At 66.7% G+C, this 16,709-nt stretch carries 14 protein-coding genes; 8 read left to right on the plus strand and 6 right to left on the minus strand.

All coding sequences use genetic code 11. From position 1 onward, the window contains the following. Positions 1-27 precede the first annotated feature (27 nt). From HEQ22_RS06635 to murI, 3 genes are all read right to left on the minus strand, one after another. Positions 28-717 carry a nitroreductase gene (locus tag HEQ22_RS06635; RefSeq protein ID WP_432770402.1) on the minus strand — a complete coding sequence of 230 codons (690 nt, stop codon included), beginning with the start codon at positions 715-717 and terminating at the stop codon, positions 28-30. After that, positions 714-1,934 (minus strand): 5-aminolevulinate synthase, encoded by a 1,221-nt coding sequence (gene hemA / locus HEQ22_RS06640; RefSeq protein WP_432770403.1) that lies wholly within the window; start codon positions 1,932-1,934, stop codon positions 714-716. The genes HEQ22_RS06635 and hemA overlap by 4 nt, the downstream gene beginning before the upstream one ends. 136 nt (positions 1,935-2,070) lie before the next feature. Next, positions 2,071-2,877, minus strand: coding sequence for a glutamate racemase (gene murI / locus HEQ22_RS06645; RefSeq protein ID WP_432770404.1), 807 nt, complete (start codon positions 2,875-2,877; stop codon positions 2,071-2,073). Between the two features lie 136 nt (positions 2,878-3,013). On the opposite strand from murI, the gene plsY reads away from it, so the two are divergent. The 6 genes from plsY (at position 3,014) to HEQ22_RS06675 (ending at position 10,996) form a co-directional block, all read left to right on the plus strand. After that, a complete protein-coding gene (gene plsY, locus HEQ22_RS06650) occupies positions 3,014-3,619 on the plus strand; it encodes a glycerol-3-phosphate 1-O-acyltransferase PlsY (protein ID WP_432770405.1) in 606 nt (201 codons plus the stop codon). Continuing rightward, positions 3,616-4,707, plus strand: coding sequence for a DNA-processing protein DprA (gene dprA, locus HEQ22_RS06655; protein WP_432770406.1), 1,092 nt, complete (start codon positions 3,616-3,618; stop codon positions 4,705-4,707). Before plsY ends, dprA begins: the two co-directional genes overlap by 4 nt. A gap of 92 nt (positions 4,708-4,799) precedes the next feature. Continuing rightward, complete coding sequence (locus HEQ22_RS06660; protein ID WP_432770407.1) at positions 4,800-6,410, plus strand: VWA domain-containing protein; 1,611 nt, start codon at positions 4,800-4,802, stop codon at positions 6,408-6,410. An 85-nt stretch (positions 6,411-6,495) separates the two neighbouring features. Further along, positions 6,496-7,170: a hypothetical protein gene (locus tag HEQ22_RS06665; protein ID WP_432770408.1), complete on the plus strand. Its 675-nt coding sequence runs from the start codon at positions 6,496-6,498 to the stop codon at positions 7,168-7,170. Positions 7,171-7,236: 66 nt separating this feature from the next. Continuing rightward, positions 7,237-9,792: a type I DNA topoisomerase gene (topA, locus tag HEQ22_RS06670; protein WP_432770409.1), complete on the plus strand. Its 2,556-nt coding sequence runs from the start codon at positions 7,237-7,239 to the stop codon at positions 9,790-9,792. 79 nt (positions 9,793-9,871) lie between these two features. Further along, positions 9,872-10,996: a lipase family protein gene (locus HEQ22_RS06675; protein WP_432770410.1), complete on the plus strand. Its 1,125-nt coding sequence runs from the start codon at positions 9,872-9,874 to the stop codon at positions 10,994-10,996. 33 nt (positions 10,997-11,029) lie between these two features. Here the strand turns inward: HEQ22_RS06675 and era are convergent, their stop codons facing one another. From era to lepB, 3 genes are read right to left on the minus strand one after another with little or no spacing between them, the layout of a single operon-like run. After that, positions 11,030-11,923: a GTPase Era gene (era, locus tag HEQ22_RS06680; RefSeq protein ID WP_432770411.1), complete on the minus strand. Its 894-nt coding sequence runs from the start codon at positions 11,921-11,923 to the stop codon at positions 11,030-11,032. After that, positions 11,920-12,600, minus strand: coding sequence for a ribonuclease III (rnc, locus tag HEQ22_RS06685; RefSeq protein ID WP_432770412.1), 681 nt, complete (start codon positions 12,598-12,600; stop codon positions 11,920-11,922). The genes era and rnc overlap by 4 nt, the downstream gene beginning before the upstream one ends. Further along, positions 12,597-13,475, minus strand: a complete 879-nt coding sequence (gene lepB / locus HEQ22_RS06690) for a signal peptidase I (protein WP_432770413.1) — start codon at positions 13,473-13,475, stop codon at positions 12,597-12,599. The genes rnc and lepB overlap by 4 nt, the downstream gene beginning before the upstream one ends. A gap of 204 nt (positions 13,476-13,679) precedes the next feature. On the opposite strand from lepB, the gene pgi reads away from it, so the two are divergent. Next, positions 13,680-15,185, plus strand: coding sequence for a glucose-6-phosphate isomerase (gene pgi / locus HEQ22_RS06695; RefSeq protein ID WP_432770414.1), 1,506 nt, complete (start codon positions 13,680-13,682; stop codon positions 15,183-15,185). A 110-nt stretch (positions 15,186-15,295) separates the two neighbouring features. Continuing rightward, the gene (gene gor, locus HEQ22_RS06700; RefSeq protein WP_432770415.1) at positions 15,296-16,642 is read left to right on the plus strand and encodes a glutathione-disulfide reductase; all 1,347 of its coding nucleotides are present in this window, start codon (positions 15,296-15,298) and stop codon (positions 16,640-16,642) included. The last annotated feature ends 67 nt before the right edge of the window (positions 16,643-16,709 follow it).

Below are 16,709 nucleotides of genomic sequence, written 5' to 3' on the forward strand. Positions count from 1 at the left end.
GACGGGCCGCATTGCCGGGACATGGCCTCAGTCTGGAAAACCCACGAACCGCGCGGCTTCCGCGACGCTCTTGCGGTTCGACACCACCGCGTTGGCCGGGAAGTCTTCGTCGGGCCAGCCCATCGCGACGCAGATCATGATCACCTGATCGTCGGGAATTTCGGCATGTTCGCGCACCACCGGCGATTGCATGATGCCCTGGCTGTTGATGACGCAGCCCAGCCCGCGCGACCAAGCGGCGTTGACCAGCGCATTGGTCACCGCGCCGCAGTCGAAGGGCGCGATGTCGCTGCCGAGCAGCACGCGGTCATAAGTCACGACGATGCTGACCGGCGCGTCGAACTGGCGGAACCCGCGCAGCACCCAATCCTGCCGCCCGTCCTTATCGTCGCGCTCGATTCCCATGGCGCCGAACAATTGCTTGGCGACCTCGATCTGGCGACCGCGATGGTCGGGTGCGATGCCGTCGAAGCGGCGAAACTCGCGGCTGTCGGGCTTGCCGGCCAAAATGCCCTCGGTGTTGCCGCAGCGGATCGCATCGAGCGCGTCGCCGGTAACGACCGAAAAATTCCAGCACTGATTGTTGAACGACGAGGGCGCGCGCATCGCGACCTCGATGATCTCCGCGATCAGATCCTTGGGAACGGGCTTGTCGAGAAAGCCGCGGATCGAGCGGCGACCGCGCACGACATCGTCAAAACCGCGGGGTTCGCTCACGCGGCTTTCTGCAGCCCCAGCTCCAACCGGCCCCAGATTTCGACCAGAGCGCTCGTCAGTTCGCGCATCATCGCCTCGTCATGCGCCGGGCCGGGGGTGAAGCGCAGGCGTTCGGTGCCGCGCGGCACGGTCGGGAAATTGATCGGCTGAACATAGACGCCATATTCGGCGAGCAATATGTCGCTGATCTTTTTCGCGCGCACCGGGTCGCCGACCATCAGCGGGACGATATGCGTCGTCGAATCCATCACCGGCAAGCCGGCGTCGCGAAAACAGGCTTTGAGGTAGGCGGCAGCAGCCTGCTGTGCCTCACGCTCGACGCTCGACGCTTTTAGGTGGCGGACGCTGGCGAGCACGCCGGCGACGAGCACCGGCGACAGGCTGGTCGTGAAGATGAAGCCCGGCGCGTAAGAGCGGATCACGTCGATGATGTTTTTGTCGGCGGCGATATAGCCGCCCATCACGCCGAATGCCTTGCCCAGCGTGCCTTCGATGATCGTCACGCGATCGGCAGCCTCGTCGCGGTCGGTGATGCCGCCGCCGCGCGGGCCGTACATGCCGACGGCATGGACTTCGTCGCAATAGGTCAGCGCATTATATTTTTCGGCGAGGTCGCAGATCGCGTGGATGGGGGCGACGTCGCCGTCCATCGAATAGACGCTTTCGAATGCGATCAGCTTCGCCGCGTCGGGATCATCGGCGGCCAGCAGTTCCTCAAGATGGTCGAGGTCGTTGTGGCGCCACACGCGCTTTTCGCAGCCCGAGTTGCGGATGCCTGCGATCATCGACGCGTGGTTGAGTTCGTCCGAATAGATGATGCAGTTCGGCAGCAATTTGCCGAGCGTGCCGAGCGTCGCCTCGTTCGAGATATAGCCCGAGGTGAAGAGCAAAGCGCCGTCCTTGCCGTGCAGGTCGGCGAGTTCGGCTTCGAGGTCGATGTGATAATGGGTGTTGCCGCCGATGTTGCGGGTGCCGCCAGAACCCGCGCCGACGTCGTGCAGCGCCTCTTCCATCGCTTCGACGACCTTCGGGTGCTGGCCCATCGCCAGATAGTCGTTCGAGCACCACACGGTAATCGGCTTCGGCCCGTTGTGCCCCGCAAAGCAGCGGGCATTGGGGAAGGACCCGCGGTTGCGCAGGATGTCGATGAAGACGCGGTATCGGCCTTCTTCGTGCAGTCGATCGATCGCCCGGGCGAAAATATCGTTATAGTTCACGGTTCAGCCCCGCTTGTCAGCCTGATTGCCGTCCCCCGTCGACGGCTATTAACACGCGGGCCAATAGCGGCGAACGGCGGTGAAATCCAGTGCGAACGATTCGCAAGTCACCGACCCCATCAGCCCCATCGGCAAATCAGATCAGTTCGATTCGCTCGATGCCATAGGGGGCGAGCGCCGACAGCGGCGGCGGCGGACGGTCGTCGCTGCGCGTGAAAACGGCGAGGCCGGGCTGCGCCGTGGCAGGCCAGTCCTGGCCCTCGGTCAGATGAGCGATGCGGCGTGCGATGCCCGCGGCGCCGTCGATCAGCCGCACGGCGGGGCCGGCGGCCGCCTGCAACTCGTCCTGCAGCAGCGGGAAGTGCGTGCAAGCCAGCACGATGACGTCGATCGCGTCGCCGCCCGGCTGATCGCGCAGCCCGGCGACGGCGCGCGCGATCACCGCCGGATCGACGGCCTCGCCGCGCAATTTTGCTTCGGCCGCGGTGACGAGGCCGGGGCTGCCGTGGCGCAGCACGGTCTTGCCGCCCGCGAATTTTGCGCTGAGGTCGTCGACATAGGGCTGGCGCACCGTCGCCTCGGTGCCCAGCACGCCGATGACGCCGTTTTTCGTCATCTCGGCGGCAGGCTTGATCGCCGGCACCGTGCCGACGATCGGCAGGTCGAGCGCGGCGCGGACGTGCGTCAGCGCAATCGTCGAGGCGGTGTTGCACGCGATGACCGCGAGGCGCGGCTGGTATCGCTCGACGAGCCGCCCGAGCAGCGCCGGGACGCGCGCCGCGAGTTCGGCCTCGCTCTTCTGGCCATAGGGCAGGCCGGCATAATCGGCGGCATAGACGATCGGCGCGGTGGGCAGCAGCGCCCGCGTCGGCCCGAGCACGGTGAGCCCGCCGAGGCCGGAATCGAAGAACAGAATGGGCGCGTCGGCGGCGGGGGATTGCATTTGTGTCGCCTAGCAGGGGGAAGGGTCGCGCTCAATCCACGCCGCCGATCGATCCATTCCGGCAGCTTTGCCATTCGAACCCGTTGATTGCAGCACGCAACATCGCCACACTGGCATCGAACGGAGCGGAACTGCCATGACGACATATTTGCTGATTGCCGCCGCTTACCTGCTCGGATCGATCCCGTTCGGGGTGATCCTGACCCGCGCCTTCGGCGCCGGGGATCTCCGCCAGATCGGGTCGGGCAATATCGGCGCGACCAACGTGCTGCGCACCGGGCGCAAGGGACTGGCGGCGGCGACGCTGCTGCTCGACGGAGCCAAGGGGGCGGTCGCGGTGCTGCTGGCGCGCCATTTCGTCCCTCAGCTTGGCGACGACGGCGCGATGATCGCCGGCGCGGCGGCGATGATCGGGCATTGCTACCCGGTGTGGCTGCGCTTTCGCGGCGGCAAGGGCGTCGCGACACTGCTCGGTCTTGCGCTCGCACTGGCCTGGCCCATCGGCCTGATCTTCGCGGTGGTGTGGCTGGGCACCGTTTTGCTCCTGCGTTTCTCGTCGCTCGGCGGCATGGCGGGCGCGGTTTCGGCGCCGATCGCGGCATTGGCCTTTGGTCACCCGACCTATGCGGTCGGCCTCGCCGGGCTCGCGGTGATCGTGCTGTGGCGGCACCGCGAGAATATCGCGCGGCTGCGCGCCGGCACCGAATCGCGCGTTGGTGGCAAGCCGGACAAGCCTGCATGACCGATGCCGAACGGCTGGCGCGGCTGCAGCTGATCCGCACCCCGCATGTCGGGCCGGTGAGCTGGCACCAGCTGATGCAGCGTTTCGGTACGGGCGAGGCGGCGCTCGCCGCGCTGCCCGATCTCGTCCTGCGCGGCGGGGTGGGAAAAGCGCGGGTGGCGCATGTTGATATCGCGATGCGTGAAGTCGACCGTGTCGCCGCAATCGGCGCGCGCCATGTCTTCAGCGACGAGGCGGATTATTCGCCGTTGCTGCGGGCGGTCGAGGGGGCGCCGCCGGTCGTGATCGTGCGCGGCGACACCGCGATGCTGCACCGGCCGTGCGTTGCGATCGTCGGCGCGCGCAACGCTTCGGCGGCGGCGTGCCGCTTCGCGCGGCAGCTCGCCGCCGACCTGGCCGCCGCGGGGGTCACCGTCGTCAGCGGGCTGGCGCGCGGGGTCGATACCGCGGCGCATGTCGGCGCGCTCGGCGGATCGACCGCGGCGGTGATCGCCAGCGGGATCGACGCGGCCTTTCCCCCCGAAAACGCCGAACTGCAGGACCGGATCGGCCGCGACCAGCTGCTGATCGCCGAACAGCCGCCGGGGACCGAGCCGCTGGCGCGCAATTTTCCGTCGCGCAACCGCATCATCGCCGGCGCCGCGCACGGCACGGTGGTGATCGAGGCGGCGCCGCGGTCGGGCTCGCTGATCACCGCGCGACGCGCCGGCGATTACGGGCGCGAGGTGATGGCGGTGCCGGGATCGCCGCTCGACCCGCGCGCGCAGGGGTGCAACCTGCTGATCCGCGACGGTGCGACGCTGATCCAATCGGTCGAAGATGTCCTCGAGGCGGTGGGGCCGATCGATACGCGGATGCTGCGCCAGCCGGTGCAGTCCTTCACCCCCGTGCCCGCGTCCGCCGCGAACGACATCGGCGCCGACGGCCGCGGCGCCGTCATCGATCTGCTCGGCCCGACCCCGGTGGCGATCGACGAGATCGTCCGCCAATCGGGACAGCCGCCCGCGTCGGTACAGTTCATCCTCCTAGAACTCGAACTCGCCGGGCGCATCGAGCGCCATGCCGGGGCGAAGGTGTCGCGGCTGTAACGCGCGGATCTCCATTCATCGCGGTTCAGCCACGGTTCAGCGGCGCGGCGACAGGCTGATGATATTGTATCACATGGGTGGGGAGATGCACGATGCGAAGCCGATATCTCACGAGCGTAACGATGCTGGCGGTGGTTGCCTCGGCACCCGCGCCGATCCCGATGGCGGCTGCTTACGCCCGGTCGACCCCGCCGCAGGGTTTCTGCCGCACCGCCGATCCCTTGCCGCGGCTCGCGCCCGAAGTGGCCGCGCAACAGTCGCCCGACGCCGGCCCCAAGACCAAGGGCAGCAAGCGCGACCGGGAAATGGCGATCGAGGAGGCGCCGCTGCCAATGGCCCCGCCGCCACCCCCTCCGCCGCCGCCGCCGCCTCCTCCGCCGCCACCGCCCCCGGCCTATGTGACGGGGCCCGAGGGCAGCGAGATCATGGTCACGGGCTCGGCGCGGTCCAGCAGCGCCGCCGACTCGCCGTCTCCAATTATGTCGGCGGGCGATGCTGGTGCCGTGCCGGCTGCCGCCCCGCCGGTCCCCGGATCGTCGGGCGATGCGCGCATCATGCCGCCGCGGCCCTACCCACAGCCGCAGCCGCAATCGGGGCTGCTGACCGCGGGCGAGCATGACGATCTGCTCAACCCCGAACTCTATGCCGCCTATGTCAATCGCAGCGACGTGGGGCAGGAGGTGCGCAGCCTGCCGCGCGTCGACACGATGCGCGTCGTGACGGTGAAGGTGAACGACCGGAGCGGCCAGCCGGTCCCCTTCGCCGACGTCGTCGTCACCTGCAGCGACGGCAACAGCATCACCATGGCGACGCAGGCCGACGGTAGCGCAGTCTTCTTTCCGGGGCTCGACCGGTTGAGCGAGCGGATCACCGTGTCGGCGACAAAGGCTGGCCGCACGATCGCAGACGCGCGCCCGGTGCTGGTCGCCGACGCGGCGGGCGGCCAGACTGTCGGGCTGACCGCCAGCCAGGCGGCGACGAAGGTGACGAAGCTCGATCTGATGCTCGTCGTCGATACCACCGGCAGCATGGGCGACGAGATCACCTACCTTCAGTCCGAACTGCGCTCGATCATCGCGGCGATCACCGCCAGGCATCGCGACCTCGACATCCGGATCGGCTTTGTTTTCTACCGCGACATCGGCGACGATTATGTCACGCGCAGCTTTGCCTTCGACGGCGATGTCGGGCGCGTGCAGGGGCGGCTCGCGCAGCAATATGCGTCGGGCGGCGGCGATTATCCCGAGGCGATGGACCAGGCGATGATCCGCGCGGTGGGTCAGGCGTGGCGGCCCGACGCGGTAAAGTCGCTGCTGCTGGTCGCCGACGCGCCGCCGCACGACGACAAGTTCGGGGGAACCTGGGCTGCCGCCGAAGCGGCGCGCGCCAAGCGCATCCACATCACCCCGGTCGCGGCGTCGGGCGTCGCCGACAAGGCCGAATATGCGATGCGCGCGATGGCGGCGGCGACCCAGTCGCGTTACCTGTTCCTGACCGACGACAGCGGCATCGGCAATCCGCACGCGCCGCCGGCGATCGACTGCTACCTCGTCACCCGTCTCGACGCACTGGTGCGCCGCGTGATCGACAGCCAGATCAGCGGCCGCCGGATCGAGCCCGAGGAACGCGAGGTGATCCGCAGCGTCGGCCAATATGACGCCGGCAAATGCGTCCTGCCTCCGGATTTCCGTGGGCAGAATTGACGAGCGCCCACCGCGGCGCCCTTGACGGGGCCCGGGCCTGCCCGCAATCCTCGCGCCATGACGGGGCGGTGGGGAAGATCCGAATATGAAACTTGACGCGGGATTGACCGGTCCGGCACTCCATCGAACCTATGACATCATACGGACGATCCAGTTGCCCGTTGGGCTGGCCTGGCTGGCGGCCGCGGTGCTGGGCATTGGTGCCGATCTGGCGGTGGAGAGTTCCGCAGGCATACAGTCCGGGAACGGGGTTCTCATCGTCTACGGCATCGCGCTGACGTTCGTTCAGGTGTGGCTGACCCGAAGCGCGCTGCGGGCCGTTGGCTTTATGCGGCCGGCGCAAGGAGGAAGCATCCTCGATGTCTATTTGCAGAGCATCTTGACCGGCCTCGCCACGCTGGTCGGCCTGTTGCTGCTGGTCTTGCCCGGCGCGTTTCTATTCGCGCGTTGGTATCTCGCTGCCACGATTCTGGTCCAGCACGGCGGCGGACGGCGCGCGGCAATGGGACGGAGTTGGGATCTGCTAGAGAGCCACTGGCCGGCGGCGCTTGGCGTGGGTCTGATCATGTTCGTGATTTCGGTTGCGCCCTTTGGCGCCGATCTTCTGGAATTGCCCATCCTCATCGACTACCCGCTGGCGACAATTATCGTCGGCAATATGCTTGCGGCCGTCGGCGTCATCGGCGGTTATGTTTCGGCGGTCGCGCTATTCGCGCTCCTCGAACCGCCCGCCGGCGAGTTGCAGGAAATTTTCGGTTGACGACGACGCGGAGGGCGCCACCCTCGCGCGTACGTACGTAAGCCACAGCTAGGACAAAGATTTTACATGCAGTTGGTTATTGTCGAATCGCCCGCCAAGGCAAAGACGATCGAGAAATATCTGGGACGCGATTTCAAGGTGCTGGCCAGCTATGGTCACGTCCGCGATCTGCCGCCCAAGGACGGGTCGGTCGATCCCGACGACGGCTTTGCGATGCAGTGGTTGCTGTATCCCGACAAGGCCAAGCGGATGAAGGAAATCCAGGACGCCGCGAAGGGCGCCGACCGCCTGATCCTCGCGACCGACCCTGATCGCGAGGGCGAGGCGATCAGCTGGCATGTGCAGGAATTGCTGCGCAGCAAAAAGGCGCTGCCGGCCACGGTCGACCGGGTGACATTCAACGCGATCACCAAGGACGCGGTGCTGACCGCGATGGCGGCTCCGCGCGCGCTCGATGAGGATTTGATCGACGCCTATCGCGCCCGCCGGGCGCTCGACTATCTGGTCGGCTTTACCCTGTCGCCGGTGCTGTGGCGCAAGCTGCCCGGTGCCAAATCGGCAGGGCGCGTCCAGTCGGTTACGCTGCGCATGATCGTGGAACGCGAGCGCGAGATCGAAGCCTTTGTTGCGCAGCAATATTGGTCGATCACCGGGCTGTTCGAAATGGCGGGGACGCCGTTCAAGGCGCGGCTGGCGCGCTGGCGCGGCGACAAGATCGAGCGGCTGACGATCGGCACCGAGGCCGATGCGCGCGCCGCCGAGGCCGATGTGAAGGCGGGGCATTTCACCGTCGATCAGGTCGAGACCAAGCCGCTGACGCGCAACCCGCCGCCGCCGTTCACCACCTCGACGCTGCAACAGGAAGCGGCGCGCAAGCTCGGCTTTTCGGCCAGCCACACGATGCGGATCGCGCAGGGCCTGTATGAGGACGGCGCGATCACCTACATGCGTACCGACGGCGTCCAGATGGACGGCAGCGCGATCAGCGCGGCGCGGAAAGCCATCGCGACGCGCTACGACGGCGGCTATGTGCCCGACCAGCCGCGCCAGTATCAAACCAAGGCGAAGAATGCGCAGGAAGCGCATGAGGCGATCCGCCCGACCGATTTTTCGAAAGACAAGGCCGGCGGCGGTGATCATGCGCGGCTGTACGAGCTGATCTGGAAGCGCGCGATGGCGAGCCAGATGGCGTCGGCGCGGCTCGAACGCACGAGCATCGATCTCAGCGACGGCACCGGCAACACGGTGCTTCGCGCGACGGGGCAGGTGATCAAATTCCCCGGCTTCCTGGCGCTCTACGATGAGGGCCGCGACGACGCGGAGGATGACGACTCGCGCTTGCTCCCCGCGATGGCCAAGGGCGACGCGCCCGCAAAGACCGGGGTCGAGCTTGAGAAGCACGAGACCCAGCCGCCGCCGCGCTATTCGGAAGCGAGCCTGGTCAAGAAGATGGAGGAGCTCGGCATCGGGCGCCCGTCGACCTATGCCTCGATTCTCCAGGTGCTGAAGGACCGTGAGTATGTGACGGTCGAAAAAAACCGCTTCTCTCCCGAGGAGAGCGGGCGACTGCTCACGGCGTTCCTCGAGCGCTTCTTCGAACGCTATGTGCAGTATGATTTCACCGCCGGGCTCGAGGAAGAGCTCGACGATGTATCGGGTGGCCGTGCGCAATGGCAGGCGGTGCTCGAACGTTTCTGGCGCGATTTCAAGCCGCGGACCGGCGAGGTGATGGAGCAAAAGCCGTCGGAGATCACCGCCGAGCTCGACATATTCCTCGGCCCCTATCTTTTCCCCGACAAAGGCGACGGTACCGATCCCAGGCTTTGCCCCAATTGCGGCACCGGCAAGCTGGCGCTGCGCGGCGGCAAGTTCGGGCCGTTCATCGCGTGCAGCAACTATCCCGACTGCAAATATACCCGCAAGTTCGCGCAGGCCGGTGGCAGCGACGGCGCCGACACCGGCCCCGAGGCGATGGGCAATGATCCGGATTCCGGCCTGGAAGTCACCAAGCGCAGCGGGCGGTTCGGGCCCTATATCCAGCTCGGAGACGGCAAGGAGGCGAAACGCTCGTCGATCCCGAAGGATATTCCGGCCGAAGATTTCGACCTCGACTATGCGCTGCGGCTGCTCAGCCTGCCGCGCGAGGTCGGGACGCATCCCGAAAGCGGCAAGGTGATCATGGCGGGGCTGGGGCGGTATGGCCCTTATCTGCTCCATGACGGCAAATATGCGAAGCTGGCGGGCACCGCCGAAATCTTCGACATCGGCATGAATGCCGCGGTGGTCCGCATCGCCGAAGCCGCGGCGGGCGGCGGGCGCGGGCGCACCAAGGCCGAACCGCTCAACACCTTTGGTCCGCATCCGACCAGCGGCGGCGAGATGAAGCTGATGGAGGGGCGTTTCGGTCCCTATGTCACCGACGGCACGACCAATGCGACGCTGCCGAAAACGTCCGACCCCGCGACGCTGACGCTGGAAGAGGCGATCGCGCTGATCGACGCGCGCGCCGCCAAGGGGCCGGCCAAGGGCAAGAAAAAGGCGGCGCCGAAGAAACCGGCGGCAAAGAAGGCGCCGGCGAAGAAGAAGACTGCGGCGAAGAAGAAGCCGACCGAAGAGTCCTAAGATGCCGCGGGAATAGATTGTGGGCCATTCCTGCCGCGGCGAAGACATGATAGGAGGCGTGCGTCCGGGGAGACCGTCCATGCGCCACCTGCTTGCCGCCGTCCTGCTCACCTTCCTTTCGGTCTTTGCACAACCTGTCGCGGCGCAGCAGGCGGGTCGCCTGATCGCCGCCGAACCGATGGCCGATGCACCGCCGGGCGTGCAGGCGTGGCGGGTGCGATATTGGACCACCAACGGCAGCGGCGCGCGCTTTGCCGTGACAGGCATCGTTGCGGCGCCGATGGAAGCGATCCCGCCGCGCCCGCGCCGGGTGATCGCGTGGACTCACGGCGCCTGGGGCGTCGCCGAAAAATGTGCGCCCTCGCTCAGTTCCAACTTCTTCACCGCGAGCGCCGGGATGGATGCGGTTCGGAACGGCTATGTCGTCGTCGCCCCCGACTATATCGGCCTTGGCAACGCGACGATGCACCCCTTCCTCGTCGGCCAGGACACCGCCAACGCCGTGCTCGACGGCGTCCGGGCGGCGCGCGAAATTCCGGGCGCCGCGGCGGGGAGCAGCTTTGCCGTCTGGGGCGAATCGCAGGGCGGGCATGCCGCGCTGTGGACCGCGACCGCGACGCGATCCTATGCCCCCGACCTGACCCTCGTCGCCACCGCCGCCGCGGCGCCGCCGACCGACCTCGCCGCCAATCTGCGCGAGGGCAGCGACAAAAATGCCCGCGCGCTGTTGCTGTCGTTTGCGCTGCACAGCTGGTCGACGCTGTACGGCTTTTCGATGGATGGTGTGGCCAATCGCGCGAACCAGGGGATCATTACCCGGCTGGCGCAGAATAATTGCGTCAGCTTGAACGCCAAGCCGAAGCTCGGCACGATCCTTGGTATCCTGACCATCGTCCGCGCAACGAAGAACAAGGATATCGCGAAGATCGAGCCGTTCGGCACGTTCGCGCGCGCCAACAGCGTCGATGCGGCGCGGGTGCCGGGGCCGCTGCTGATCGCGCAGAGCCGCAACGACACGATCGTCGCGCCGTCGGTGACGCGCAAGTTTGCGAAAGCGGTGTGCCGGCGCGGGACCGGCCTTCACTGGATCGATATGTCCGGCGACCATGGCAACAGCGCGCGCGAAAGCGCGGTGGCGACGCTGGCGTGGATCGACGCGCGATTCAACGGAGCCGCGCCGCCGAACGATTGTCGGCGGATTTAAAAACGCGTCATTGTGGGTGCGCTCGGCGCGCGCTCAATCGACCCAATCGAGCCCCATGTCGCGATAGACGCCGCGGTCCTCGTCCCAGTTCGCCTTGACCTTCACATGCAGGAACAGGTGCACGGGGCGGCCGAGCAATTCGGCGAGCTCGGCGCGGGCCTTGCTGCCGATCTCTTTGATCCGCTCGCCCTTGTGGCCAAGGATGATCGCGCGCTGGTTGTCGCGCGCGACTAGGATCTGCTGGTGGATTTCGGCGCTGCCGTCCTTGCGCGTCGTGAACGTCTCGGTCTCGACGGTCGACTGGTAGGGCAGTTCCTCGTGGAGCTGGCGGTAGAGCTGCTCGCGGGTGATTTCGGCGGCGAGCATGCGTTCGGGCGCGTCGCTGACCTCGTCCTCGGGGAAATGCCACGGCCCCTCGGGCATCAGCGCCGAGAGGGTCGATTTCAGTTCGGGCACCCCGTCGCCGGTGCTCGCCGACACGAAGAAGGTTTCGTCGAAGGCGACGCGCTCGTTGAGCGTCGTCGCGGTCGTCAGCAACTTGTCCTTGCGGGTCAGATCGACCTTGTTGAGGACGAGGAACTTCTTTTCCGGCCTGCCCTCGATCCCCTGCAGCACGCGTTCGGCGCGCTCGCCGAGTTTCGCCGCGGCGTCGACCATCACTAGGATCGCCTCGGCCTGGTCGAGGCTGTTCCACGCCGCGGCCACCATCGCGCGGTCGAGGCGGCGGGTCGGGGCGAAGATGCCGGGCGTGTCGATCAGCACGATCTGGGTTTCGCCGTCCATCGCGACCCCCATCAACCGGGTGCGCGTCGTCTGGGCCTTGGGGCTGACGATCGCGACCTTCTGGCCGACGAGTGCGTTGACGATCGTCGATTTGCCCGCATTGGGGGCGCCGACGACGGCGACGAAGCCGCAGCGATGGTTCATGCCTTCATTCCTTCGAGCTCGGCGAGCAGCGCCGCGGCCGCGGCTTTTTCGGCCGCCTGTTTCGATGCGCCCTCGGCCTCGGCACGCGCGAGCTTGCCGACGCTGACCGCGACGCGGAAACGCGGCGCGTGGTCGGGCCCTTCGCGCGCGACGATTTCATATTCAGGCGGGCGGCGCTTGCGGGCGAGCGCCCATTCCTGCAGCGCCGCCTTGGGATGTTTGGGCGCCGCGGCGTCGCCGTCGATCATCTCGGCCCACTGGGTCAGGATGAACGCGCGCGCCGCGTCGATGCCCCGGTCCAGATACAGCGCGCCGATCAGCGCCTCGATCGCGTCGGCGGCGATATTGTCGCTGTAGCGCCCGCCGTCGTTGCGCGCCTGCGCGCCGAAGCGGACGAGCGCGGTCAGGTTCAGCCGCTGGGCGATCGCGGCGCAGGTGGCCCCCGACGCCAGCAGGTGCAGCCGCGACGACATTTCGCCCTCGCTCGCGGTCGGAAAGCGTGTGTAGAGTTCGGCGGCGATGACGAGGCCGAGCACCCGGTCGCCCAGAAACTCTAGCCGCTGATAATCGGCCCTCCCGGTGCTGCCGTGGGTCAGGGCGAGATCGTACAGCGCCAGATCGTCCGGAGCGCTACCGATGATCTCGGCCAGCGCCCCGCTATCCAGCGTATCGCTCAAAAGCCGTCCCCGATACGTTCCCAGCGCGCCGCGGTGAACCAGCTGATCGGATTGATCCAGCTCGCCGATCCGTCGGTCGAGAACATTCCGACCAGCGCGTGGCCGACCAGATTGGCTTCGGGCACCAGCCCGATGCCCTGGTTCTCCATCGCCGGGAAGCGGCTGTCGGCGCTGCGATCGCGGTTGTCGCCCATCAGGAACAAATGTCCCTCGGGCACGACGACGAGCGGGGTGTTGTCTTCGGCGATGGTGGTAATGTCGAGGATGGCATAGCTTTTGCCGCTGGGCAGCGTTTCGCGGAACTGTTTGTAGCGGCACTGGCGCTGGCCGTCGGCGCCGACTTCCTCGAACTCGGGCACGTAACAGGGCAGGGTGCCCGTCGCGCGCGCCGCCTCGACCATGTTCGGGGTCACCGGAATGACGAAATCGGGCATCGCCTCGCGCTGGAGCGGCTTGCCGTTCAGCCAGACGATACCGTCCTGCACCTGCACGCTGTCGCCGGGCAGGCCGATGACGCGCTTGATATAATCATTGTCGGCGACCGGCGGCGCCTTGAATACGACGACGTCACCACGTTCTGGAGTGCGGGGGAAAATCCGGCCGGGGATCAGCGGGATGCTGAACGGCAGGCTGTATTTCGAATAGCCATAGGCCATCTTGTTGACGAGCAGATAGTCGCCGATCAAGAGCCGCGGCTGCATCGATTCCGATGGAATGTTGAACGGCGACAGGAAAAAGCTGCGGAACACCAGCACCGCGATCGCGAGCAGCGCGAGGAAGCGAACGGTATCGACCGCCTCTTCCTTCGCCGAAGCGGGGGCGGGCGCCGGGGCCGGGGCGGGCGAATTATCGGCAGTAATGCTGGCGTCGGTCATGGCGCGGCATTTGGCGATGAATAGGTCTTCGCGCAAGCAAATATCGGCGGATGGTGCTGGCGCGACCGGGGCGCTGGACCTATGGATTGAGCCACGATTTATTCCGTTCGCATCGAGCGAAGTCGAGATGCCCATCGGTCCCGAACGGCCTCACGGTGTCTCGACTTCGCTCGACACGAACGGGAACAGAGGGAAGTCCATAGCATGACCACGACCGACGGAACCTGGCAGGCGCTTGCCGACTGGCAGCCGCGAAAGCTCACCGACCTTGTCGCCGCCGATCCCGATGCGCGGCTCGGCGCGCTGGTGCGCAGCGTCGCCGACATCCGCTTCGATTTCGCCAAGACCCATCTCGACGACGCCGCGGTTGCGATCCTGACCGGGCTGGCGGAGGCGCAGGATTTCGCGGGGCGGCGCAAGACGCTGTTCGCCGGCGGCATCGCCAACCCCACCGAAGACCGCGCCGCCGAACATAGCGCCGAGCGCGGCGACGGCGCGCCCGAATCGGTGCATCGCGCGCAGGCGCTGCACCAGCGGATGCGGATGATGGTCGATGCGATCGAGGCCGGGGCGTTCGGCGAAATCCGCCATCTGCTCCACATCGGCATCGGCGGTTCGGCGCTGGGCCCCGACCTGCTGGTCGATGCGCTGGGCCGCCACAGCGACCGCTACGATGTCGCGGTGGTGTCGAATGTTGACGGCGCCGCGCTCGACGAAGCCTTTGCCCGCTTCGATCCGGCGCACACGCTTGTCGCGGTGGCGTCGAAGACCTTCACCACCACCGAAACGTTGCTGAATGCCGCATCGGCGGTGCAATGGCTGGAGGAGGGCGGGGTTGCCGATGCCACGGGGCGGGTGATCGCGCTCACCGCCATGCCCGAGCGCGCGATCGAGTGGGGCATCGACGAAACGCGCATCCTGCCCTTCGCCGAAACGGTCGGCGGGCGCTATTCGCTATGGTCGTCGATCGGTTTTCCTGCCGCGCTCGCGCTCGGTTGGGACGCCTTTGCCGAGATGCTGGAAGGCGCGGCCGAGATGGACCGCCATTTCCGCCTGTGCGACGGCGCCGACAATGTCGGCCTGCTTGCCGCCTTCGTCGATCAGCTTTATGCCAACCGGCTCGGGTGCCAGACCCGCGCGGTGTTCGCCTATGACGAGCGGCTGCGGCTGCTGCCAAGCTATCTGCAGCAACTCGAGATGGAATCGAACGGCAAGTCGGTGACGCTCGCCGGCGAACCGGTCGGCCGCGCCAGTGCGCCGATCACCTGGGGCGGCGTGGGCACCGACGCGCAGCATGCGGTGTTCCAGCTGCTCCATCAGGGCACCCACCTTGTCCCCGTCGAGTTCGTCGTCGCGCGCGAGCCCGACCATTTGCTCGACGATGCGCATCACGAAACGCTCGTCGCCAATTGCATCGCGCAGGGCGCGGCGCTGATGACCGGTCGCGCGAGTGAGGATGGCGCGCGCAATTATCCTGGCGACCGTCCGTCGACGACGATCCTGCTCGACCAGGTGTCGCCGCGCAGTCTGGGCGCGCTGATCGCCTTCTACGAACATCGCGTGTTCGCTAATGCGGTTCTGCTCGGGATCAACCCGTTCGACCAGTTCGGGGTGGAGCTGGGCAAGGACATGGCGAAGGGGCTGGCCGAGGGCACGGTCGAGTTCGACCCCGCGACGCAGGCGCTGATGGCCGCGGCGCTGGGCGAATAAAATCGCGCCACTGTCTGTGATGGCAAAAATCGATTGGCATCGCGCCGCCACGTAACCACATAGGCGCCGGCGGCGAATGCCGGCCAAGCCAGTTTTCAGGGGTCTCCCACATGAGCGATTTCGATTTCGACCTGTTTGTCATCGGTGCCGGGTCGGGCGGGGTTCGCGCCTCGCGCGTCGCCGCGTCGCACGGCGCGCGCGTAGCGATTGCCGAGGAACACCGGGTCGGCGGCACCTGTGTCATCCGCGGCTGCGTGCCCAAGAAATTGCTCGTTTACGGCGCGCATTTCGCCGAGGATCTGAAGGACGCGCGCCATTTCGGCTGGGACGTTCCCGATTGCAAATTCGACTGGGACCGGCTGCGCGACAATGTGCTGGCCGAGGTCGCGCGGCTCGAAGGGCTCTACGGCCAGACGCTCGACAATCACAAGGTCACGCTGTTCAAGACGCGCGCGACGATCGTCGGGCCGCAAAAGGTGCGCCTCGCCGACGGGCAGGAAATCAGCGCCGAACGCATATTGATCGCGACCGGCGGCTGGCCCTTCGTCCCCGAATTTCCGGGCAGCGAGCATGCGATCACCTCGAACGAGGTGTTCCACCTCGACACATTGCCGAAGCGCGTGGTGATCGCGGGCGGCGGCTATATCGCCAACGAGTTCGCCGGCATCTTCAACGAATTCGGCAGCAAGGTGACGATCGTCAACCGCGGCGACACGATCCTGCGCGGCTATGACGAGCAGATCCGCGACCGGCTGCTGCAAATTTCGATGACCAAGGGCATCGAATTCAAGTTCAACGCGCCGTTCGAGTCGATCGAAAAGAAGGAAGACGGCTCGCTGACCGTCCATCTGGGCAATTGCGATCCGATCGACGCCGACATCGTGCTGGTCGCCGCGGGCCGGGTGCCGAACACCAACGGGCTGGGGCTGGAAGAGGTCGGGGTCGAACGCGACAAGGACGGCGCGATCCAGGTCGATGAGACGAACCAGTCGTCAGTGCCGAGCATCTACGCGGTTGGCGACGTCACCAACCGCATCCAGCTGACCCCGGTCGCGATCCGCGAGGGGCAGGCCTTTGCCGACAGCGTCTTCGGCGGCAAGCCGACCGTCGTCGACTACGCCAATGTGCCGAGTGCGGTGTTCAGCCACCCGCCGATCGGCGCGGTCGGGATGACCGAGGCCGAGGCGCGCAACAAGCTGGGTACGGTGCGTGTGTACACCAGCGATTTCCGCGCGATGAAAAATGTCCTCGCGGGCCGCAACGAACGCGCGCTGTACAAGATGATCGTCAACGAGGCGACGGACCAGGTCGTCGGGCTGCATATGATCGGCCCGGATGCGCCGGAGATTTTGCAGGCGGCGGCGGTCGCGGTGAAAGCTGGGCTGACCAAGGCCGATTTCGACGCGACGGTGGCCTTGCATCCGAGCATGGCGGAAGAGCTGGTGTTGCTGAAATAGCGTATCGCGGAACAACTATTTCCGTTCGTTTCGAGCGAAGTCGAGACACGCGTGGTTCGCGCGCGAC

The organism is Sphingopyxis sp. (assembly GCF_050916055.1).
In the GTDB taxonomy this organism is placed as follows: domain Bacteria; phylum Pseudomonadota; class Alphaproteobacteria; order Sphingomonadales; family Sphingomonadaceae; genus Sphingopyxis.